This is a genomic window from Janibacter sp. CoH_79_TC_3 (assembly GCF_058197955.1).
On the sequence record NZ_JBXWIV010000029.1, the window covers coordinates 1 to 20,306 of the forward strand.

13 protein-coding genes, 2 tRNA genes and 1 pseudogene are annotated in these 20,306 nt (G+C 43.6%); 13 read left to right on the plus strand and 3 right to left on the minus strand.

Going from position 1 to position 20,306, the window contains the following annotated elements; all coding sequences use genetic code 11:
• Positions 1 to 354 precede the first annotated feature (354 nt).
• The 5 genes from metG to AC2FA3_RS14275 all read left to right on the plus strand — a co-directional run bounded on the left by metG (position 355) and on the right by AC2FA3_RS14275 (position 7,066).
• Positions 355 to 2,460, plus strand: a complete 2,106-nt coding sequence (gene metG / locus AC2FA3_RS14255; protein WP_490510147.1) for a methionine--tRNA ligase — start codon at positions 355 to 357, stop codon at positions 2,458 to 2,460.
• Between the two features lie 294 nt (positions 2,461 to 2,754).
• A complete protein-coding gene (locus tag AC2FA3_RS14260; RefSeq protein WP_490510148.1) occupies positions 2,755 to 3,819 on the plus strand; it encodes an ABC transporter substrate-binding protein in 1,065 nt (354 codons plus the stop codon).
• A gap of 167 nt (positions 3,820 to 3,986) precedes the next feature.
• Complete coding sequence (locus tag AC2FA3_RS14265) at positions 3,987 to 5,015, plus strand: ABC transporter substrate-binding protein (protein WP_490510149.1); 1,029 nt, start codon at positions 3,987 to 3,989, stop codon at positions 5,013 to 5,015.
• 325 nt (positions 5,016 to 5,340) lie between these two features.
• Positions 5,341 to 6,240, plus strand: a complete 900-nt coding sequence (locus AC2FA3_RS14270) for an ABC transporter permease (RefSeq protein WP_149489802.1) — start codon at positions 5,341 to 5,343, stop codon at positions 6,238 to 6,240.
• Positions 6,241 to 6,271: 31 nt separating this feature from the next.
• Positions 6,272 to 7,066 (plus strand): ABC transporter ATP-binding protein, encoded by a 795-nt coding sequence (locus tag AC2FA3_RS14275; protein WP_490510150.1) that lies wholly within the window; start codon positions 6,272 to 6,274, stop codon positions 7,064 to 7,066.
• Between the two features lie 90 nt (positions 7,067 to 7,156).
• On the opposite strand, the gene AC2FA3_RS14280 is transcribed toward AC2FA3_RS14275, so the two are convergent.
• The gene (locus AC2FA3_RS14280; RefSeq protein ID WP_490510151.1) at positions 7,157 to 7,810 is read right to left on the minus strand and encodes a response regulator transcription factor; all 654 of its coding nucleotides are present in this window, start codon (positions 7,808 to 7,810) and stop codon (positions 7,157 to 7,159) included.
• 105 nt (positions 7,811 to 7,915) lie between these two features.
• A complete protein-coding gene (locus AC2FA3_RS14285; RefSeq protein ID WP_490510152.1) occupies positions 7,916 to 10,096 on the minus strand; it encodes a sensor histidine kinase in 2,181 nt (726 codons plus the stop codon).
• 242 nt (positions 10,097 to 10,338) lie between these two features.
• Here AC2FA3_RS14285 and AC2FA3_RS14290 point away from each other — a divergent pair, with 242 nt between their 5' ends.
• The 8 genes and pseudogenes from AC2FA3_RS14290 to AC2FA3_RS14325 form a co-directional block, all read left to right on the plus strand.
• On the plus strand, positions 10,339 to 11,715 hold the full coding sequence (locus AC2FA3_RS14290) for a cytochrome c (protein WP_490510153.1): 1,377 nt from the start codon (positions 10,339 to 10,341) through the stop codon (positions 11,713 to 11,715).
• On the plus strand, positions 11,715 to 12,683 hold the full coding sequence (locus AC2FA3_RS14295) for a c-type cytochrome (protein ID WP_265089280.1): 969 nt from the start codon (positions 11,715 to 11,717) through the stop codon (positions 12,681 to 12,683). Before AC2FA3_RS14290 ends, AC2FA3_RS14295 begins: the two co-directional genes overlap by 1 nt.
• 201 nt (positions 12,684 to 12,884) lie before the next feature.
• Positions 12,885 to 15,278: an FdhF/YdeP family oxidoreductase gene (locus tag AC2FA3_RS14300; protein ID WP_490510154.1), complete on the plus strand. Its 2,394-nt coding sequence runs from the start codon at positions 12,885 to 12,887 to the stop codon at positions 15,276 to 15,278.
• A gap of 36 nt (positions 15,279 to 15,314) precedes the next feature.
• Positions 15,315 to 16,361, plus strand: coding sequence for a formate dehydrogenase accessory sulfurtransferase FdhD (fdhD, locus tag AC2FA3_RS14305; protein WP_490510155.1), 1,047 nt, complete (start codon positions 15,315 to 15,317; stop codon positions 16,359 to 16,361).
• Positions 16,362 to 16,574: 213 nt separating this feature from the next.
• A tRNA-Cys gene (locus AC2FA3_RS14310) sits at positions 16,575 to 16,648 on the plus strand.
• A 122-nt stretch (positions 16,649 to 16,770) separates the two neighbouring features.
• Positions 16,771 to 16,857 (plus strand) — tRNA-Leu (locus AC2FA3_RS14315).
• A gap of 546 nt (positions 16,858 to 17,403) precedes the next feature.
• Entirely contained in the window at positions 17,404 to 18,213 is an 810-nt protein-coding gene (locus AC2FA3_RS14320; protein ID WP_490510157.1) for an IS3 family transposase, read from the plus strand.
• 36 nt (positions 18,214 to 18,249) lie between these two features.
• A pseudogene (locus AC2FA3_RS14325) lies at positions 18,250 to 18,432 on the plus strand (YgjP-like metallopeptidase domain-containing protein); the annotation flags it as partial.
• A gap of 695 nt (positions 18,433 to 19,127) precedes the next feature.
• Here AC2FA3_RS14325 and AC2FA3_RS14330 read toward each other — a convergent pair.
• Positions 19,128 to 20,306 (minus strand): autotransporter outer membrane beta-barrel domain-containing protein (locus AC2FA3_RS14330; RefSeq protein ID WP_490510156.1); only part of this gene is annotated, 1,179 nt, incomplete at its 5' end.

Genomic DNA, 20,306 nt, shown 5'->3' on the forward strand with positions numbered 1-20,306 from the left:
ACAAGTTAGCCTGTCATTTCTTAAGTGCGGTTCATCTAGTTTCTTGTGTCGTTTGGCTTAATTGATGACACGCCCTAAATAAAATCAATTATTTATACCCAATGAGTGAATAACAATCTATATGTGATATAGAGTTAATTACCATATGAGTTATCGTATTAATTACTGAGGAATGTCACAAATTTAGCCGAATTACGGTATCATAGGCACACTTTTTTAATTTTTCGCTTTCTTATAAGTTTTTAGACGTTTTTAGCATTGATAATCTAATGTTGATAATATCGCGCCTGCTCATCATAAAGTGCTTGAGACGTTTGATAACCAACCCGTTTATATAAAAATATAGGTGATTTTGTGCGTGAGATTCTAGTAACCAGTGCGCTGCCCTACGCCAATGGTCATATCCATTTGGGGCATCTTGTAGAATACATTCAAACCGACATTTGGGTACGCGCTATGAAAGCGCAAGGTCATCAGGTTACCTATGTTTGCGCAGATGACGCTCATGGTACTGCGATTATGCTCAAAGCAGAAGCCAATGGCGTTACCCCAGAAGAGCAAATCGCCTCGGTAAAAGCCTCACATGAAGCTGACTTTGCCAAATTTTTGATTAACTTTGATAATTATCATTCAACGCATTCAGAAGAAAACAGACATTTCTCTGAGCTGATTTATCGCAGGCTGAGCAGTGCTGGACATATCTCAACCCGCGACGTCAAACAACTTTTCGACCCTGAAAAGCAGCTGTTTTTAGCCGATCGTTTTGTTAAAGGAACTTGCCCTGAGTGTGATTCCCCTGACCAATACGGTGATAACTGCGAAGTGTGCGGTACCACCTATGATGCGACCGATCTTAAAGACCCGCACTCAACATTATCTGATGCCACGCCAATTCTGAAAACTTCAAAGCATTATTTCTTTGATTTGCCTGAGTTTGAGCAATTCTTAAAAGATTGGACGCGTAGTGACAATCGCTTGCAAGTATCGGTTGCCAATAAACTCCAAGAATGGTTCGACGCTGGCTTAACTAGCTGGGATATCTCGCGTGATGCGCCTTATTTTGGCTTTCAGATTCCAGATACCCCAAGCGATGAGCCAGACAAATACTTCTATGTATGGCTAGATGCGCCAGTCGGTTATATGGCAAGCTTTAAAAACCTATGCGATAAGCGCGAAGGTACAGACCAAGCGCTTGATTTCGACCGTTATTGGCTGCAAGAAAACGAGAACAAGACCGAGGTTTATCACTTCATCGGTAAAGACATCGTTTACTTCCATGCGCTGTTTTGGCCAGCCATGCTAGCCGGTAGTGAATTCCGTACGCCAACGGGTGTCTTCGCGCATGGATTCTTGATGGTCAATGGCGAGAAAATGAGTAAGTCACGCGGCACCTTTATTAAGGCCGAAACTTATGCTGAGCATTTGCATCCTGAATACTTACGTTATTACTTCGCCAGTAAGCTGTCTGACAAAGTTGAAGATATTAACCTTGATTTAGAAGATTTTATGCAAAAGGTCAACTCTGACTTGGTGGGTAAAGTGGTCAATATCGCCAGTCGCAGTGCGGGTTTCTTAGTGAAGAAATATGACGGTATGCTGTCAGAGGTTTGCGTAGAGTCAGAATTATTAGAAGATATTACTAAGACTGGTGATGAAATTGCAGCCGCTTATGAGAATCGTGAGTTCTCGCGTGCGATGCGCTTAATCATGCAATGTGCCGACAAGGCCAACGAATATATCGATGGTAAAAAACCTTGGTCGCTGGCTAAACAAGAAGGTACTGAGCAAGAAGTTCAAGATGTCTGCTCGGTGGCGATTAATATTTTCCGTCAACTGATGGTTTATCTTGCGCCCGTATTACCTGAGCTAACGGCCAATGCCAAAGAATTCTTAAACATTGAAGATTTGAGTTTTGCTAGCCGTAATGAGTGGTTGCTTGGTCATAAAATTAATAAATTTAAACCTTTGATGCAGCGTATCGAAGAAAAAGACGTTGCAGCAATGGTTGAAGACTCAAAAGCTTCATTGACGCAAGCAGATGCTCCTACTGCTAGCGCCGATAGCAAACCAGCAGCGGTAAACACTCAGCATTCAGAAAAGGCTGATACTGATACAAATGCTGAGCAAACTGACTATATCAGTATCGAAGATTTTGCCAAAGTTGAGATGAAAGTCGCTCACGTCTTAGCCTGTAATTATGTCGAAGGTGCGGACAAGCTATTACAATTTACCTTAGATGTTGGCGAAGACAAACCGCGTAATGTCTTTAGCGGTATCCGTAAGTTTTATGAGCCTGAGCAATTAGTGGATAAAAAAGTGATTTGCGTCACCAATCTTGCGCCGCGTAAGATGAAATTTGGTGTCTCAGAAGGGATGGTGTTATCAACGGGCAATCCAAAAACTCAGCTAACGGTAGTGACATTACCGGATAACTGCGTCATTGGTGATGTGCTCGCTTAGATGATGTTGTACTTATAGAATAAAAAAGATGCTTTCATGGCATCTTTTTTATTGCCTGAAATTCATTAGTGATTAAGTATAAAAAGTATGCACGAAAAATAAAATTATCAACAAAAATCTGTCCTTATCAACCTTTATAAAATCAATGACAAATGCGTTTTATTTTCTTATTGCCATAAGTTACATTACTGTCATAATATGGACGTAATGATCAATGGATTGATTACCATAATGTTCGCCCGTTATCTCAGCATGCACATAACATTGACTCGGGTAACCTGCATTTTTTAACCTATGAGCCAAAATAAAATGACCTTTGCCACTACTTTACGCCTTAGCCTGTGCGGCGCTGCTATCAGCGCTGCGCTTGGACTAACCGCCTGCTCTAATAATGCTACTGACCCTGCGGTCAACGCTGATGATAGCGCGACTAACGATAAGCCTGCTAAAACCTTGGCCATCACTCAGATTGTCGAACATCCTTCTTTAGACGAGATGCGCCGTGGCATTATTGATGAGCTGGCGGACAACGGCTACGTAGAAGGGCAAAACCTAACCGTTAATTTCCAAAGTGCGCAAGGTAATACCGCAACTGCTGGGCAAATTGCCAAACAGTTCGCCGGTGACAATCCAGATGCTATCGTTGCAATATCAACACCTTCTGCGCAATCAATCGTTGCCTCGACCAAAACCGTGCCTGTGATTTATACCGCCATCTCAGACCCTGTGGCCGCGAAGCTGATTGACGAAAATGATGTGCCTATCCAAACCAATGTGACTGGTTTGTCGAGCGAATTACCTATCGAGCCGCAGTTAGACAATATCCAAAAAATTGTCCCAAATGTAAAAACCATTGGTTATGTTTATAGTCCAGGCGAAGCAAACTCTGTCGTAGTACTTAAACAACTGGAAAAAGCGGCACCAGCACGCGGGCTTAAGATATTGGGCGTAACCGCCAATCGCCCTACCGACGTTGCGATGGCGACTCGTAGTCTTGCAGGCAAGGTCGAGGTTATTTATACATCATTGGATAACAACGTGGTCTCTGCTTTTGAAGCCATGGCAAGTGCGGCTAATGAGCTTGATATTCCAGTCATTGCCTCAGATGAATTTAGTGTCAGACGCGGTGCGACTGCGGCGCTTGGTGTTAATGATTATGATTTTGGTCGTACCACGGGCAAAATGGTTTATCGGGTATTAAACGGTGAAGCGATCAAAGATATCACACCGCAAGTAATGAACACCTTAACGCTATACGTCAGCCCAAAACACGCTGCTGAACAAGGTACCAGCCTATCAGCAGATCTACTTAAAAACGCCATTAATGTCGATAAAGAAGCACAAAAAAACAGTAAATAGCCACTACTAAATAGTTGCTATTAAATAGCAATGAATAAACGGACAGTCATTAACAATCAGCTATACAACAGATTATACAATCAGCTAGGATAACGGCTGACAGCGCTACCTTTTATTTATCTTTTATATAATGTACGGACACATTATTATTCTCAGGAGTCAGACCCATGTTGTATCAAAATCGTTTTGCTAAAGCTTTACTATGGGGCGGTGTTTGCACCGCTATCTTGACCGGCTGTAACCAACCAGCACAAGATGCCAACACCACTGACGGCGCTGCAACGGGTGGTGATGCCAAAGCCGCCATGAAAACGGTCGCTATTACTGCTATCGTTGAGCATCCAGCACTCGATGACGTGCGTAAAGGCGTTATTGATGAATTAAATGACGCCGGCTTTAAAGAAGGCGAGAATCTAACCATCAACTTCCAAAGCGCCCAAGGTAATACCGCGACTGCTGGTCAGATTGCCAAGCAATTCGTCGCTGATGCACCAGACGTTATTGTTGCGATTGCAACGCCATCGGCACAGTCTGTTGCCGCCTCTACCAGCACCATTCCGATGGTATTCTCAGCAGTGACAGACCCTGTAGCGGCTAAACTGGTCTCTAAGCTTGATGGTTCTGGCACCAACGTCACGGGCGCCTCTGATGCCCTTCCTTATGCGCCGCAAATCGATTTGATGCGTCAAATTATCCCAAGCTTAAAGAACGTCGGTTATGTTTATAGCCCAGGCGAAGTGAACTCAACCATCGTTTTAAAAGCGCTAAAAGATAATCTAACCCCACTGGGTATCAAGGTACATGAAGCGCCGGCTCAACGTAGCAACGACATCGCGATGGCTGCTCGTAGTCTTGAAGGTAAGGTCGATATGATTTATACCTCGACGGATAATAACGTTGTCTCAGCTTATGAGTCGCTGTACCAAATCGCTAAAGAAAGCAAGATTCCACTAATTGCCTCTGATACCAGCTCTGTTGAGCGCGGTGCCGTTGCAGCCTTAGGGGTAAACTATTACGATTTAGGCCGCGAAACAGGTAAACTTGTCACGCGTATCTTAAACGGCGAAAAAGCGGGTGCTATTCCTGTATATACGCCACAATCACTTGATTTATATGTCAGTCCAAAAAATGCGAAAGCCGAAGGCATTACTTTGCCACAAGCGGTTATCGATAAAGCAAAAGTAGTGGTAGAATAACTGCCGCTTCTGCTATCTAATCCCTAGACGGTAGTTTTTATCAATTATCGTTTAGGTTAATTTGATGTAGCTATGTATTTAGCGTAGATAAACCCAGCTATCAGTCAGTAGGCTGGGCTTGTTTTTTAAAGGCTTTAAATGAGCAAGGCTTAGAATTATTTATAATAATAAGTTTTGCTTTACCCTAACTGCAGATAACACAATCTGTTAAATTCACCGCTTAGTCGTTTAATCAAAGTTGGCTAATTGATAGCGCGATATGTCGCCTATCTCAATTATCTCACCACAGTTTATTAAACGCTTAGTTATGACTTACTGATCTCTTATGTCTTTAATTGCTTTTTTTGGTGCGCTTGAAAGTGGTCTGATTTATGGCCTAGTGGCGCTCGGCGTCCTAATCTCATTTCGTACCCTCGACTTTCCAGATTTGACCGCTGACGGTAGTTTTCCGTTGGGTGGCGCTGTCGCTGGTATTTCTATCATTGCTGGTATTAATCCTTGGCTTGCTTGCGCCTTTGGTATGCTAGCAGGGTCAGTCGCCGGTATTGTCACCGCATGGCTACACGTTAAACTGGGCATCTTGCAGCTGCTTGCCAGTATCCTTGTGATGGTTGCCTTATATTCTGTCAATCTGCGGATTATGGGTGCGCCAAACTTGCCATTGCTAGGTGAAACCACGGTATTTAGTACCTTGGTCAATGATGGCAATGGTTACTGGATGCGCTGTCTGATTATTGGTATCGTCGTGCTGGTTGCCATGTTATTTTTAAATTGGTTTTATAGTACTGAGACGGGTCTTTCGATGCGGGCAACTGGCTCAAACCTACGTATGGCACAAGCGCAAGGTATCAATACCTCATGGATGACCATCATTGGTATGGCAATCTCTAACGGTTTGATTGCTCTAGCAGGTGCACTGTTTGTGCAGACGCAAGGTGGCGCAGATATCTCAATTGGTATCGGTACGATTGTCATTGGTTTGGCAGCAGTCATCATCGGTGAGACCATTATTCCTGCCAAACGTATTTGGCTGATTACCTTTGCTGTGGTCGTCGGTGCGGTGTTGTACAAGCTGTTTATTCAGGTTGCTTTATCGAGCGACACGCTGCGTAGTATTGGTTTTGGTCCGCAAGATTTAAACTTGATTACAGCGCTACTCGTGGTATTGGCCTTGGTATTACCTAAAGCTAAAAATAAATTTTTAAGTCGTAAAGTTCGGGCTTAATGTCAATGTGCAACCATAAGGAATCATAATTATGATGCAAGCTACAGATTTGCGGTTGACCTTTAATCCTGGAACGCCCATTGAAAACCCTGCCCTACGCGGTATCAATCTGAATATCGCTGATGGCGAGTTTGTGACTGTTATCGGTACCAATGGCGCGGGTAAATCAACCTTTTTAAATGCTGTCAGCGGCACCACACGCGTCGATAGCGGTTCAATCTTATTGAATGGCATTGACGTCACCAAAAAGACCGCACACCAACGCGCTCATTGGGTCGCTCGTGTCTTTCAAGACCCGATGGCGGGAACTTGTGAAGCATTAACCATCGAAGAAAATATGGCGCTTGCCTATAAGCGCGGCGGCAAACGTGGTTTAAAATTTGCCCTAAATCAGAATAATCGTGACTTATTTCGCGAGAAACTGTCGGTTTTAAAATTGGGTCTAGAAAACCGTTTAACCGACCGTATGGGATTATTATCGGGTGGTCAGCGTCAAGCAGTTAGTCTGCTGATGGCATCATTGCAGCCATCTAAGATTCTACTGCTTGATGAGCATACGGCGGCCCTTGATCCTAAAACGGCGGCGTTTGTTTTAGAATTAACCGATAAAATCGTTACCGACAATAAGCTTACGACAATGATGGTCACGCATTCGATGCAGCAGGCATTAGCCCATGGCACGCGTACTGTGATGCTTCATCAAGGGCAAGTGGTATTAGACGTATCTGGCGATATCCGTAAAGGCATGAATGTGCATGATTTACTTGATATGTTTGAGCAAACCCGCGGCGAAAAAGTCGAAGATGATAGTTTGATATTGAGCTAAATCATTTAGGAAATATTTTGAATTTAAAAAAAATAAAACGCCTCTTTAATAGCAGGCGTTTTTTTATGATTATGGTAATAATTCCACACTCTAGACTTCAAGTAATACCAATTTTTGCACCAGTTCACTGACATGCTGCGATTGCATTTTTTTCATCACTTGTGAACGATGCACTTCGACCGTTCGTACGGACACATCTAAATGATCGGCGATATTTTTATTCAGATTGCCTTTTAATAACTCATTAGCGACCTGCTTTTCTTTATCGGTCAGCTGCGCATAGAGCTTTTTAATACCATAAAGCTGAGCACGCCTGCAGGTTAATGCTTGAGCGCGCTCAATCGCTTCTTGTAGACGGTAACTATTAATCGGTTTTTCGAGATAATCAGCCGCGCCTTGTTTGAGCATATTGACGGCATCAGCAATCTCACCCTTGCCAGTCAATGCAATAAGTGCTATCGGACTGTCATGTTGATTGAGATGTGCTTGCAGTGCCTGACCGCTCATTTCTGGCATCATCAAATCACTAACCACTACTGCTGGGTGATAGATATCGACTTGCTGCAAAAATATCAGCGCACTCGGCCATACTTGGGTCGGCAATCCCAAGCTGCTAATCAAAAAATCACACGATATACGCACGCTTTCTTCATCGTCGATGATATGAATCAGTAGAGGGTCACTACTGTTATCAACTGGCGTTTGCCATTCTGAGCGCTTATATGAATTATTCTGAGCATTCATACGCAACCTTATGATTAAGTTAATTTGCAAAGTTTATAAATGCTTGGTTGTTGATAACTCTCTCTTGCTCACTTTCGCTTTTGCTTACTGTCTCTTTTAATCACTTTATTTCTCCGCATTATCAGCCAAATGTAACGGCAGATAAAAAGACACTTGCGCGCCTACCCTATTTACTAATGGATAAATGTTATCAGTTTTCATCAAGCGCACTTGACCATTTAATGACCGCTTAAAACGTTGATGATAACCGTCTAACGCTTGTATGGTGTTTAGCTCCTGCTGCACTTCGATATTGCTAAGCTGCATCATACCGCCAAGTGATTCACAAAGCCTCTGGCATATCATCAGACCCAAGCCTAAACCATTTTCTTTGGTTGATTTGGTGGCGTAATGATTAGTTAGATGCTGCTGTGATTGTCTCTCGACTAGCTGCTTATTACTAACTAACTGTTTATGGTCAAGCAACTGCATCTCATTAAAGCCGCCCGCATCATCGGTCATATGCAATACTATATAGGATTTGCCATTATAATCTTCTGCCTGACAGCGTAACATTATTTGCGTCGCCCCTTGCTGCTCGGCATTGACCATGCTGTTAATCAATAACTGGTCAAGAACTAGGCTTGGCAACTGCAACGATGGATAGTCACTCACCAACCAAAAACTCATCGCTGAAGCCTTTTCACCCAATAGCAATATACACTGCTCATAGGTAGTTGCGATGTCCACCCTCACTTCATCCGGCTGCGAGCGCCCTGCCCAGCGCCGAATATTACTGATGACAGCCGCGACCCGTTCGGTTTCATTGACAATCTGCTGCAATGCACTTTCTGTCGCTTGTTTGTCTGTTGCTTGTTTATCAGTCAGGGACTTTGCCAGCGCAGTCAAATTATTTACAGCTTCTGTATTCAACCCTATATCATCTTGACTGCGTTGATTGCTTTGACTGCGAATAAGTAAGCCTTGAGCATAATTTTGAATGGTCGCCAGCGGCTGATTGATTTCATGAGCGATTGAACCACTCATCTCACCGATAACAGCGAAGCGTTCTGATTGACGTAGCTGCCGGTCATAATCGCGAATCAGTTGATTTTGCAGAGTGATTTTTTGCCGTCGTCGCCATGCCAGCCAGCTCATCCACGCGTAATTCACCGTTGATATCAGTATAATTAAAACAATAACGGTCATCCACAATCGATGCGCCTTTACCCAGTCGACCATATGCGCGCCAAGCTGCTTTTGAGCCGGATGGCGGTTCATGTCATAAAGGATACGTTCAGCATCGCTACTCGATTCAGGTGGTAGCCAGCGCTGTCCTATTCCTAACAACGCTTGCTCTGATTGACTCGTACCAAATAAATTTTGATTAATTTGCCGAATCAGCGCCGTAGGTGCTTGCTCGGTCGCCGCCAATGTCCAATTTGGGTATATCGGTGTGGAAGACTGGCAGCTAGAAGCAGTCGCCACAGGGTGAATAAGACGGTATTGTTTCTCACTAATTTTCCCTTGCCGTGCCATCTCTTCCATCAAGCAAAGCGGCGCTATTGCCGCATCGACGCTACCACTCGCCAATGCATGTAAGGTGCGCTCAATAGGATAGCCAACGAACTGGGTCTGATAACGATTAGATGGTACGCCGTTTTGTTGTAATAAATGCGCGACCAGTAGATAACCGCCAAAAGCCTCACTATCGACGGCAGCGATTTTGCGCTGCTGCAAATCTTGCAACTGATAAATACCGCTGTCCGCCTTTACCCAAAGCGCACTGGCGACCTCTTCCATGGCGCTAGGTTCTTTTAAATGCTTATCCTGAGTCAGTTTATTAAACTCATTGGCTAGATTAACCGTTGCCGAAAATTGCTTATCAGCGGTTTTACTGAAACCTTTTTCATTAAAGTTTTTACCATTGATATCAGCAGGCGCATTCAATTGAGCGAGTGCTGTCTCAGCTTGCAAGGTCGCAAGCCAGCGCCAATGAGTGGTATTCATTTTAATCAGTTGTACTTGCGGGCCAAGCACTAGGGCAAACTGCTGCGCTTCGATTTCCTGCTGCCAATTTTCTAACGCCAGCGGCACCAAGACCACTGTGTCCTCTTGCAGTTGCTCATTAAGCTGATTCAGCCACGGTTGCCAACGCTCTTGCGCCACCGTTTCACCTTGCGGTGCCAACACGCCCAAATAGTAGGTTTGTGCATTGGCGCTGCCTAGCATTAACCAAGCAAAGGACGCTACAACGATAATAAAATAAGCATTCAAGGTAGACCAGACTTTAGACTTTTTATCCATAAACCTAGCCTTGCATTTGAGCTATCAAACATTCATTATGAATGAAAACCTTAATTATAATGTGGTTTTCCACAATATCGCAATGTTACCCGCCACTTTATACTAGATGACAATCGTGTAACTTTTAATTCCCTAAGCTTAAATCCCAAATATTTAATTTCAATATGGATATCTCATAGTCCTCATAAAATAGTGATGATAAATGAGAAGCTTAGTAAAAATATCTTATGGAGGGCAGGCTTATGAAAAAGTGGCCATTAATCATTATTATAGTAGCCATTGTCGGGCTGATTTTAGCGTTTATCATTGGGCAAATACTGCCTAATATTCGCACGACTAGCAGTGACATTGAAGTTAATATCACTAACCCTGCCCTTATTAAACAAGGTGAATACGTCGCGCGTACCGCTGACTGTGTCGCCTGCCATACGACGCTTGACGGTGAAACTTATGCCGGCGGCCTACCTATGCTAACGCCACTGGGTGCCATTTATTCAACCAATATTACCCCTGATAAAGAAACCGGTATTGGTCAGTATACCTTTACTGACTTTAAAAATGCCGTCAAGCATGGCGTGCGTCGTGATAATAAAGCCCTTTACCCTGCGATGCCCTACCCATCTTATCAGCTCATGCCAGACGAAGATTTGGCAGCGATGTACGCCTTTTTTATGTCAGACGTCAAACCTGTCAAGCAAGCCAACTTAAAAAGTGAGTTACCACCGGTGGCAAATTGGCGCTGGCCTCTGGCTTATTGGCAAGCACTGTTTGATCCAAAACGTGACTTTGTCGCTGAAAGTGATGATGCAATATTGACCCGTGGACAGTATTTAATTGAAGGTCCTGGTCACTGCGGCTCTTGTCATACTGGGCGCGGTATCGGTTTCCAAGAAATCGCCTTAAACAATGCCGACTCAGAAGAATATTTGAGCGGCGCAGTCATAGATGGCTGGCGCGCCAAAAGTATTCGCGGTGAGCATCGCGGTTTGGCTACGTGGACCGTCGCAGAATTAAATGATTTCTTTAAAACCGGTCGCACTGACACCACAGCTGCCTTTGGGGCCATGGCCGAAGTGGTCGAGCACAGCACGCAATATATGACAGACTATGATATCAACGCCATGTCATCTTATCTAAAAACGCTGTCTCCTGCGCCCAATAAAGAAAAAACCTTGCCAGCGAAAAAAGACATTACCACGCAAAAACTGCTTGATGGCAACTATGATTCGCGCGGCTCAATTCTGTATGCCGAGTATTGTCAAGTTTGTCACCGTGCTGACGGTAAAGGTGTGGCGCGTATTTTCCCTGCTCTTGATGGTAATAGTGCGGTATATGCTAAAAATGCTGACTCGGTACTACAAATCACCTTGAGCGGTGGCCGCATGCCCGAAACTCCGCACGACCGCATGGCCTTTACCATGCCTGAATTTATCAACCTGAGTGATGCGGATGTGGCAGAAGTGGTCAACTATGTACGTAATAGCTGGACCAACCAAGCGCCTGAAATTGGTGTTGATGATGTGGTAAAAATGCGCGCTTTCCTCGCCAAAAAACCAAAAACCAGTACCGATATTGCCCCAGACTTAAGTATTGATACGCAAACAAAAGGAGCAAAATAATGAAAAACTCTCCACTCAACTTGCCTACTATTGCTCGCGTTATCTCTGAAAAAATAACAATGGGTAATTTCACCACCACTATCCTGACTGCTTCAGCGCTTAGTATCGCTGCTATCAGTAGTGGCTGCTCACAACCTGAGCCTGCCGAGCAAAACGCGCCTCAATATGGCTTAGTCACCGCTGATGATGCCAACGAAGACATTGGTACTTATGTTTTGCCGCAAGACACCTCTATTTTAGATGAGCCGAATGCTGATGAAATCTTTTATGGTAAACGCTTATTAAACGAAACCAAGCGCTTACTACCAGAGCATGTTGGCGCGCAAATGAACTGTAATAGCTGTCATATCTCGCAAGGTAAAATCCCCCTTGGCGACCCCTATATCAACAGTTATAACTTCTATCCGCGGGTGATGCCTCGTGCTGGTAAAGAAGTCGATTTGACCAAACGCATTAACGGCTGTTTCCAGCGCTCAATGAATGGCAAACCATTAAAACCTGAATCACCTGAAATGCTGGCAATATTGGCCTATATGAAATGGCTATCACAAAACACGCCAAAAGAGCAAAAGGTCGATATTCAAAATGCCGGTAAAGTGGATGAATCTTTGGTCGGTAATCCTGTACGCGGTGAAAAAATCTACCAAGTACAATGTGCCACTTGTCATGGTGACAATGGCGAAGGCATGAAAGACAGTCGCGGTGATATTGTTTTCCCGCCATTATGGGGCGATGAATCCTTTAACATTGGCGCTGGGTTAGCACGCACTTATAAAGCCGCAGCTTTTGTGAAATATAATATGCCGATGGGTATTCAAACCAAAGGTTTATGGGGTCATGGCAACGTGCTCAGCGACCAAGACGCCATTGATGTAGCTGAATTTTTCACCCATCAACCACGTCCCGACTTTGCTGGCAAAGTAAACGACTGGCCAAATGGCAACAAACCTAAAGATGCGCGTTATTAAATGATGTAGCACACCAACACAATATTAATGTCGATGTTATTTATAGAAAAAACCTCAAACGCATGAATTGCTTTGAGGTTTTTTGTTATCTATAGTTAATGATACTAAAAAATTTTAGCTAGCCACTATATAGTAGTGCTTAATGCAATTATTTTTATAATAGCCATACTTACTTATCGCCATTCGCTTATGAGGTCTGTCATGCGCAAAATTCCTATTTATGCCCACCCTGCCGCTGGTTGGCCAGCTTTGATTGCATCTACTCGTAAGCTAATGGATTACAAAGCATTTATGCGTGGTAGTGTCAGCGTCTTACATAGCAATCAGCCTAAGGGCGGCTTTGACTGTCCGGGCTGTGCGTGGCCTGACCATAAAACGCATAAAACGATTGATGTTTGTGAAAACGGTATCAAAGTCATTGCCAGTGAAACCATGAATCAACGTGCGGATGCAGCATTTTTTGCCAGACATAGCGTATCAGAACTACAAGGCTGGTCAGGCTACGAGCTTGAGCACAGCGGACGCTTATCAGAGCCCTTATATTACGATGTATCGCAAGACCGTTACATCTCGATTTCTTGGCAGGCAGCTTATGAGCATATCGCTGATACGTTAAAAAATCTTGATTCGCCAGATGAAGCCTTATTTTACACCTCAGGGCGCGTGACCAATGAGCCTGCTTTTATGTTTCAGCTATTCGTGCGCTGTTTTGGCACCAACAATTTGCCAGATTGCTCCAATATGTGTCACGAGCCAACATCAGTGATGCTCGGTAAACAATTAGGCGTCGGTAAAGCCACCGTAGTTTTGGAAGATTTTGAGCAGGCAAAATTGATTATGCTGTTTGGGCAAAATCCTGCGACCAATCATCCACGTATGCTTGAGATGTTAGCGCACGCGCATAAGCAAGGCTGCCGTATTATCTCTATCAATCCGATGCGCGAGCAAGGTTTGAGCAAGTTTAGAAATCCGCAAAAACCAACCCATATGGCTGCAGGACAAAGCGATGAGATGGTCGATGAGGTCATTCAAATTCAAATCGGTGGTGATGTTGCTCTATTGACTGGTTTGGCCAAATGGCTGACCAAAAACGGTAAAATCAACAATGACTTTATCGAGCAGCACACGTCAGGTTATGACGCGTTGGATACTTGGTTACGTCAGCAGTCTTGGACAGATGTAGAGCTTGGCTGCGGCATTAGTAAAGCAGAAATTATTAACCTTGCTAAGCTTGTCGCTGACAGCCCTGCTACTATCTGTACGTGGGGCATGGGCATTACCCAACACGTCCAAGGCGAAGATAATGTCGCCATGATTACCAATTTACTGCTACTGATGGGTATGATTGGTGTCGATGGTGCAGGCGCCTCACCGGTGCGAGGTCACTCCAACGTACAGGGTGACCGTACTATGGGAATCCATGAGCGTCCTAAACAAAGCCTACTTGATAGCCTTGAGCGCGTGTTTAAGCGCTCTATGCCGCAAGAAGATGGGCTTGATGTCATCGCTGGGGCGAAAGCATTGATACAAGGTAAGCTTAAAGCTTTCATCAGTATGGGCGGTAATTACGCCGTTGCCGCACCTGATAAAAGTGCGATTCAAACTGCCTTAACCACTACCCAGCTTAATGTTTTTATCGGCACCAAACTTAATGAAACCATGCTGTATCCGGGTGCAAACAACCTTATCTTGCCATGTATAGGACGCACTGAACGCCTGATAACCGCTAAAGGTGAGCAGTTTGCGACGATTGAAGACTCTATGTGCCAGGTTGTGCCCACGCAAGGGCGTCTAAAGCCTATCAGTGATGAGTTAAAGTCTGAGGCACAAATTGTGGCCGATATGGCAACCCACGTGCTTGGTTCTGATTCGTCAATTCCATGGCAGAGCATGAGTAGCGACTTCGATATCATCCGTAATTATATCGCCCAAGCTATTGAAGGCTTTGAGAACTTTAACGATCGTATTCGTGAAAACGAGCGCGGTTTTCATTTATATCACCCTGCCCGTCATCGCGTTTGGAATACCGATAGTGGCAAAGCGCAGTTTGAAGTGCCACAATACCCCATTACTTATGTCGCAGCACAAATGGCAGAAACCACATCCAGCTATCAAAACAATGTCAAAAACAACGCTTCTAAAGATAGTAGTTTTGAAGACAGTAGTTTTGAAGACAGTAATCTTAAAAATAGCAACGTAGAAGAAATTGCCGAGCAAAAAGTATGGCAGCTAACCAGCGTCCGCAGTCATGATCAATTTAACACCATGATTTTTGGTCATCAAGACCGTTATCGTCAAACCAACCGCCGCGATGTGTTATTTATGCATCCCGATGAAATCAAGCGTTTAGGTTGGCAAAAGGGCGATAATGTCATGGTATCGCGGCAAGACAGTCAAGATGAACGGCGCACCTTAGGTCCCTTAGTGCTTACTGAGATGGATATCGCCGCCAACGCGGTGGCAACTTATTATCCTGAATGTAATGACCTTATCGACTTAGACAGTCATGCGCCAGACTCAAGGACACCCGCTTATAAGTCCGTCACGGTTGTCTTGCAGCGCGTTAATGAAAGCAAACTAGCAGCCAGCGCTTAATAAGGATGGTTTGATTAAAGTCATGGTTAAAAAATAATGGTCAGTAAAAACAACTTAGCGACCGTAGAAGCTTTGGTAAATCGCTCAGCGGTTGGTTTAGAAAATAATGCTACTAACACTGCTGAGCCAATAATGGATACGCAGACAGTACCATTATCGCGTCTACATTTGGCACAAAAACATGCTTATTTATCTACATCAAATGTGTCTTATGAAACTCCAGAAATGGAGATTGATGATAAATCAGCGATGCTGGCGGTAGAAGCAGCCGTTGCGATTGTCATTAATGGCATCCATTACGCTATATTGATGGCAAGCCCCTATCAGCTTGAATACCTTGCCATTGGTTTTTTATATAGCGAAGGATTGATTCATCACAGTCATGAATTATTAGATTGGGAGGTAACGCAACTAACCGATGTTGCCACTTATCAGAGATTTACCCATGATTTAACGGATGACTTGCTTAACGAAAAAACTGGATTTGAACAATTTTCAGCACAGTTGCAAGACTACGATGTGTATGTAGTAGAGTTGGTCTTAAATCAGCGCTGTCATCAGCGTATTCAAGCGCAAAGGCGTCAGCTGGCAGGACGTACAGGCTGCGGTATGTGCGGTATTACAGGGCTTTCGCAAGCCCTTCCCGATTTGAGCGATTATTTATCATCAAGCTTAGCACAAGACAGAAAACCAGTACAATTAGCTATTCCTAATCTGAATTATTTATTACAAGTACGACAAAATATTGACTCCGCGCAACACACCCATCAACTAACTGGTGCGGTACATGCCGCAGCCACTATGCAAGGCAATGATTTATATTTATTTGAGGACGTTGGGCGCCATAACGCGCTTGATAAACTCATCGGTTGGCAGTTGCGTAATAAAGCAGAGCTGACATGCGTGGTGATGACCTCGCGGCTGTCTATTGAGCTGGTACAAAAATCCATTCGTAGCCGCATTCCTTGGTTAGTAGGAATGTCGGCACCGACCAGTACTGCGGTACGCGTCGCTGAACGCTATGGCTTGGGGCTAGCGGGGTTTTTACGTGATGACCGAGTCACTTACTATACAGGCTACTAAATCCTTTAAGACGCCAATCTATGCGTTTTCTATGCCTGGCAGTATATTCTTTAATCACTTAATCAATATTGCCTTTATCTTAGCAATAACGCATTAATACTTTAATAACGACTAATTTATAGCCAAATACCGAAAAATTAGTAAATAAGATGCCTTTAACTAAAAAATGACTTGTAATTTAAATTATTTTTGCTAATATAGGCATCCTTGATTGGCTGGGTGGCAGAGTGGTCATGCAGCGGACTGCAACTCCGTTAACGCCGGTTCGATTCCGACCTCAGCCTCCAATTATTTAGGTTAAAATTTATTAGTATTACGTTAATTTTAACTTGCTTTATTAACGAAAATGCTTATAATAGCGACCACTATCTAACAAGTAGAAAGCTTACTTTTAGATAATACAAGTTTTGCCCGGGTGGTGAAATTGGTAGACACAAGGGATTTAAAATCCCTCGCTAGTAATAGCGTGCCGGTTCAAGTCCGGCTCCGGGTACCATTATATAGTCCTATACTATCTTATAGAACATCCAAAGCCTCTGATATCAGAGGCTTTGCTGTATCTGGCGTTCCATACTGTCCTATAAATCTATCCTAATCCATGCACTTTGAGTATACTGAGTTTTGAGTGTACTTATGAAGATCTAGGCTATGGAAAGAAAAGCGATCAGTTCAGACCGAAGTATCAGCAGCCTGAAGATAATAATTACTTCGTTCCTTTCAAAAACCATCCTAAACTATTCTTAATGGTACGTCCTACTGAGACTAAGTCATGAATGTATCGATATTACCCGCCTTCAAATCCTAAGCAAAGTATTATCTCCATCGGTATATACCCAAGTATCTCGCATGCTCGTGCCTGTGAAGTTTGGCGTGAATATGAAGATCTTTTAATGGCTGAGTCAATACCGTCAAGAAATGACTGGCCAAGCAACTAAGGTTGGCAATGCCTTAACAGATGAGCAGCGAGAGCTCCAAGAACTGCGTAAACAGGTTAAGCGACTGACTATGGAGCGCGACATCTTAAAAAAGTCTTCTGTGTAAGCTGTTTAGCGTGATTAAAAGCAGCTACTACTATGGAGTAAAGCCCAAGCCAATTAGCCTTGAAGCCGTCAAAACCAAAGCCTTAATACGCCAAATATTTAACGACTCAAAGCGCTCAGCAGGGGCTGGCAGCATTGTTGCCATACTAATGAATGAGCATAACATCAAGCTGTCACGTTATATGGTAGGTAAACTTATGAGCAGCATGGGGTTTAAAAGCTGTCAGTTAAAAATGCACAAATATAAGCACTGTGATGAGGCGCATAAAACCCATGAAAACCTATTGAACCGTAAATTTAGTCCATCAGCGCCCAACCAAGTCTGGACGGGCGATGTCATCTATATTCGTATTAAAGGCGGGTGGTGCTATTTAGCGGTGGTGTTAGATTTGTATGCTCGGCGTGCGGTAGGCTTTGCCGTGTCAGATTCGCCTGACAGTATGCTAACAACCAAAGCGCTGCAGATGGCATATCAGACGCACTTACAGCCAATTGGAGTGCTATTTCACTCTCATCAGGGAACCCATTACACCAGTAAGACATTCGATGAATCCGTGGTAAGTTGTGAGGGCATGACGCAAAGTATGAGCCGAAAAGGTAACTGTTGGGACAACCCTCCAACTGAGCGCTTCTTTAGAAGCTTTAAAACAGAATTGATGCCAAAGGGCGGTTATGAGAATATCTTTGAGGCCAAGAGCGCCATCACTGACTATATCTGGGGCTATTATCAAACCGTGAGACCGCATACTTTCAACAATTATTTAACACTGCTAAAAAAGAGAAACGCTACTTTAATAAAAACCTCTTATTAGTTGTCTTAAATTAGTTGACCACTACACTTAGTCCTAAATCCGCATTTGGTTAAAGCCCACAAAGACTGTATCGACTACGTGATCTTGCATGAGCTATGTCATATTGCTGAATACAATCACAGTGACCGATTCTGGCATTTACTCACTCAGGTCATGCCCCATTGGAAAGAGGTCAAGACGCAACTCGATAGCATGGCTGAGTTTTATTTGAATGAGTAATAGCTATTAATAGAAAGCTCCAATGGTTAAAGAGCTCAACCCCGTGTGATCAAGCAGCATTCAAGGTGGTCTATATCAATCCGTAATTGAATGTCTGCTATTAATCGTTTTATGATCGTATCAGTAAGCATTTAATCTAGATGGCAGTTACACAGAATTCGGGATGTTCTCTTTTCATGGGATCACTTTCGATACATGGCTTTATCTGTCCGAAAACTATCTTCAGCCAATAAAAAAGCCTGCAGTAGTTAGCAGGCTATTTTAATGAAAAGGGCTTCTGCGCATGTTAGTGGTCTCATCTTAATTGGCATAGCATATCTTTCTTTTATGATCACACTCTAGCATGGCGCGTGTTAAGTCACTACCTTTCAGCTCATTACCCATATAAATTACCTGGTGATGGATTCATAAGTCTATATATCTAACTATAACAAACAAACGTCTCTTTTTGGCAACAGAATCAGACAGGATATTCGTTTTTTTAGGTGGTAACTAAGCGTTTTTTGGTAGCAGCTTTAATGTATTCACGAGCACTCGGTGCGGCAACTTTTTTTGCGCGAAGTTCATTTAACATAACACCCCTTTAACAATCAATTCTGATCTTACGATATATCGCCATAAAAAAACTTGAACCTAGAGTAACTAAGTTCAAGCTTGATTATTTTGTAAGTCTATAAAAAGTAAAGCATTACCCTTTAGAACCTGGTTTGTAGCGCGATGCTAGCGCCTTGATCATCGTAATTGTCACGCCATTCCCCACGATAACCTGCTGATATTTTCATATTAGGCGACGCTGTATAGCTAAGACCGATACCTGCAATACCAATCTCGCGGCCTACTTCCTGACCAATAGTAGTGAATTTATCATTAGGCATACCAACGAAGCTGGCAGTAATATCAGAATATTTATCACCATTCTCGATTGCTGCGGCCAATTGACCCGTGAGCGCAAGTTTTGGTGTTAAAAGCTGCGACATATATAGTCCAGCTGTCCAACGCATTGATTCATATTTATTTTCATCGACGTTTAAATTATAAACACCAGCGCCAGTTTCGCGGTAACTATCGCTTTTCGCTTGGGCATAGTTCACCTGAGCAAATGGCGTTATATTACGCTGTACATCGCCGATAAGATGACTCACACCCAATCCTGCTTGTAAGGTGTCAACAGAGTAATCGGAGGTTGCAGTAGCATTTGATAAGATGGACAAATGACGCTCGCCCTTCACATCACTGCTACCAGCTCCAGCATGAAAGTTCACATCAGTGGCTTCACTTGCGGCATAGTTACCATAGCCTAGTATCTGCCAGTTCTTAGCAGTTAGCTCATGGTCTAAGTTGCTACCATCCGTATCCGCGTCAGTTTTGATATAAGACACTGCAACACCTAGATTTAGATTGCTATTAATAGGAGTATCTAAACCAACGATGGCACCGTAACCGTCAGAGTTATAGCCTGTAATACCGTTTTCTGCATCATGACTTCCTTCACTACCAATGATTTTTGCCCAAAGATTGCGCTCAGGCATGGTTGCGCGATGCTCAGTAATCGCTTCGCTAACCGCATAATTAGTATCGGTAATGATACGATTAGTGGCACCCATAAACAAAGGCTGCAATTGGTTGGTTGCTCCAGCTAACTGAGATTGATTGAAATTCGTAGTTGAGCTAATCAAGCCATCAGCCAATTCATTATTACCATTCGTTATACGATCTTGAATAGCTCTGTCTAAGACATAAGCAAGACCTAGATCGTTACGCTGTGATTGACTAGTGACTGATTCTACAAAAGTAGTATCAGGCGTAGGCGTAGGCGTAGGCGTAGGCGTAGGCGTAGGCGTAGGCGTAGGCGTAGGCGTAGGCGTAGGCGTAGG

What these genes read in the sequence shown, in the direction of transcription:
- AC2FA3_RS14265 (WP_490510149.1), top strand. Translation starts at nt 3,987, where the DNA reads ATGTTGTATCAAAATCGTTTTGCTAAAGCTTTACTATGGGGCGGTGTT.
- AC2FA3_RS14290 (WP_490510153.1), top strand. Translation starts at nt 10,339, where the DNA reads ATGAAAAAGTGGCCATTAATCATTATTATAGTAGCCATTGTCGGGCTG.
- AC2FA3_RS14300 (WP_490510154.1), top strand. Translation starts at nt 12,885, where the DNA reads ATGCGCAAAATTCCTATTTATGCCCACCCTGCCGCTGGTTGGCCAGCT.
- AC2FA3_RS14285 (WP_490510152.1), bottom strand. Translation starts at nt 10,096, where the DNA reads ATGGATAAAAAGTCTAAAGTCTGGTCTACCTTGAATGCTTATTTTATT.
- AC2FA3_RS14280 (WP_490510151.1), bottom strand. Translation starts at nt 7,810, where the DNA reads ATGAATGCTCAGAATAATTCATATAAGCGCTCAGAATGGCAAACGCCA.
- AC2FA3_RS14260 (WP_490510148.1), top strand. Translation starts at nt 2,755, where the DNA reads ATGAGCCAAAATAAAATGACCTTTGCCACTACTTTACGCCTTAGCCTG.
- AC2FA3_RS14275 (WP_490510150.1), top strand. Translation starts at nt 6,272, where the DNA reads ATGATGCAAGCTACAGATTTGCGGTTGACCTTTAATCCTGGAACGCCC.
- AC2FA3_RS14270 (WP_149489802.1), top strand. Translation starts at nt 5,341, where the DNA reads ATGTCTTTAATTGCTTTTTTTGGTGCGCTTGAAAGTGGTCTGATTTAT.
- fdhD (WP_490510155.1), top strand. Translation starts at nt 15,315, where the DNA reads ATGGTCAGTAAAAACAACTTAGCGACCGTAGAAGCTTTGGTAAATCGC.
- AC2FA3_RS14295 (WP_265089280.1), top strand. Translation starts at nt 11,715, where the DNA reads ATGAAAAACTCTCCACTCAACTTGCCTACTATTGCTCGCGTTATCTCT.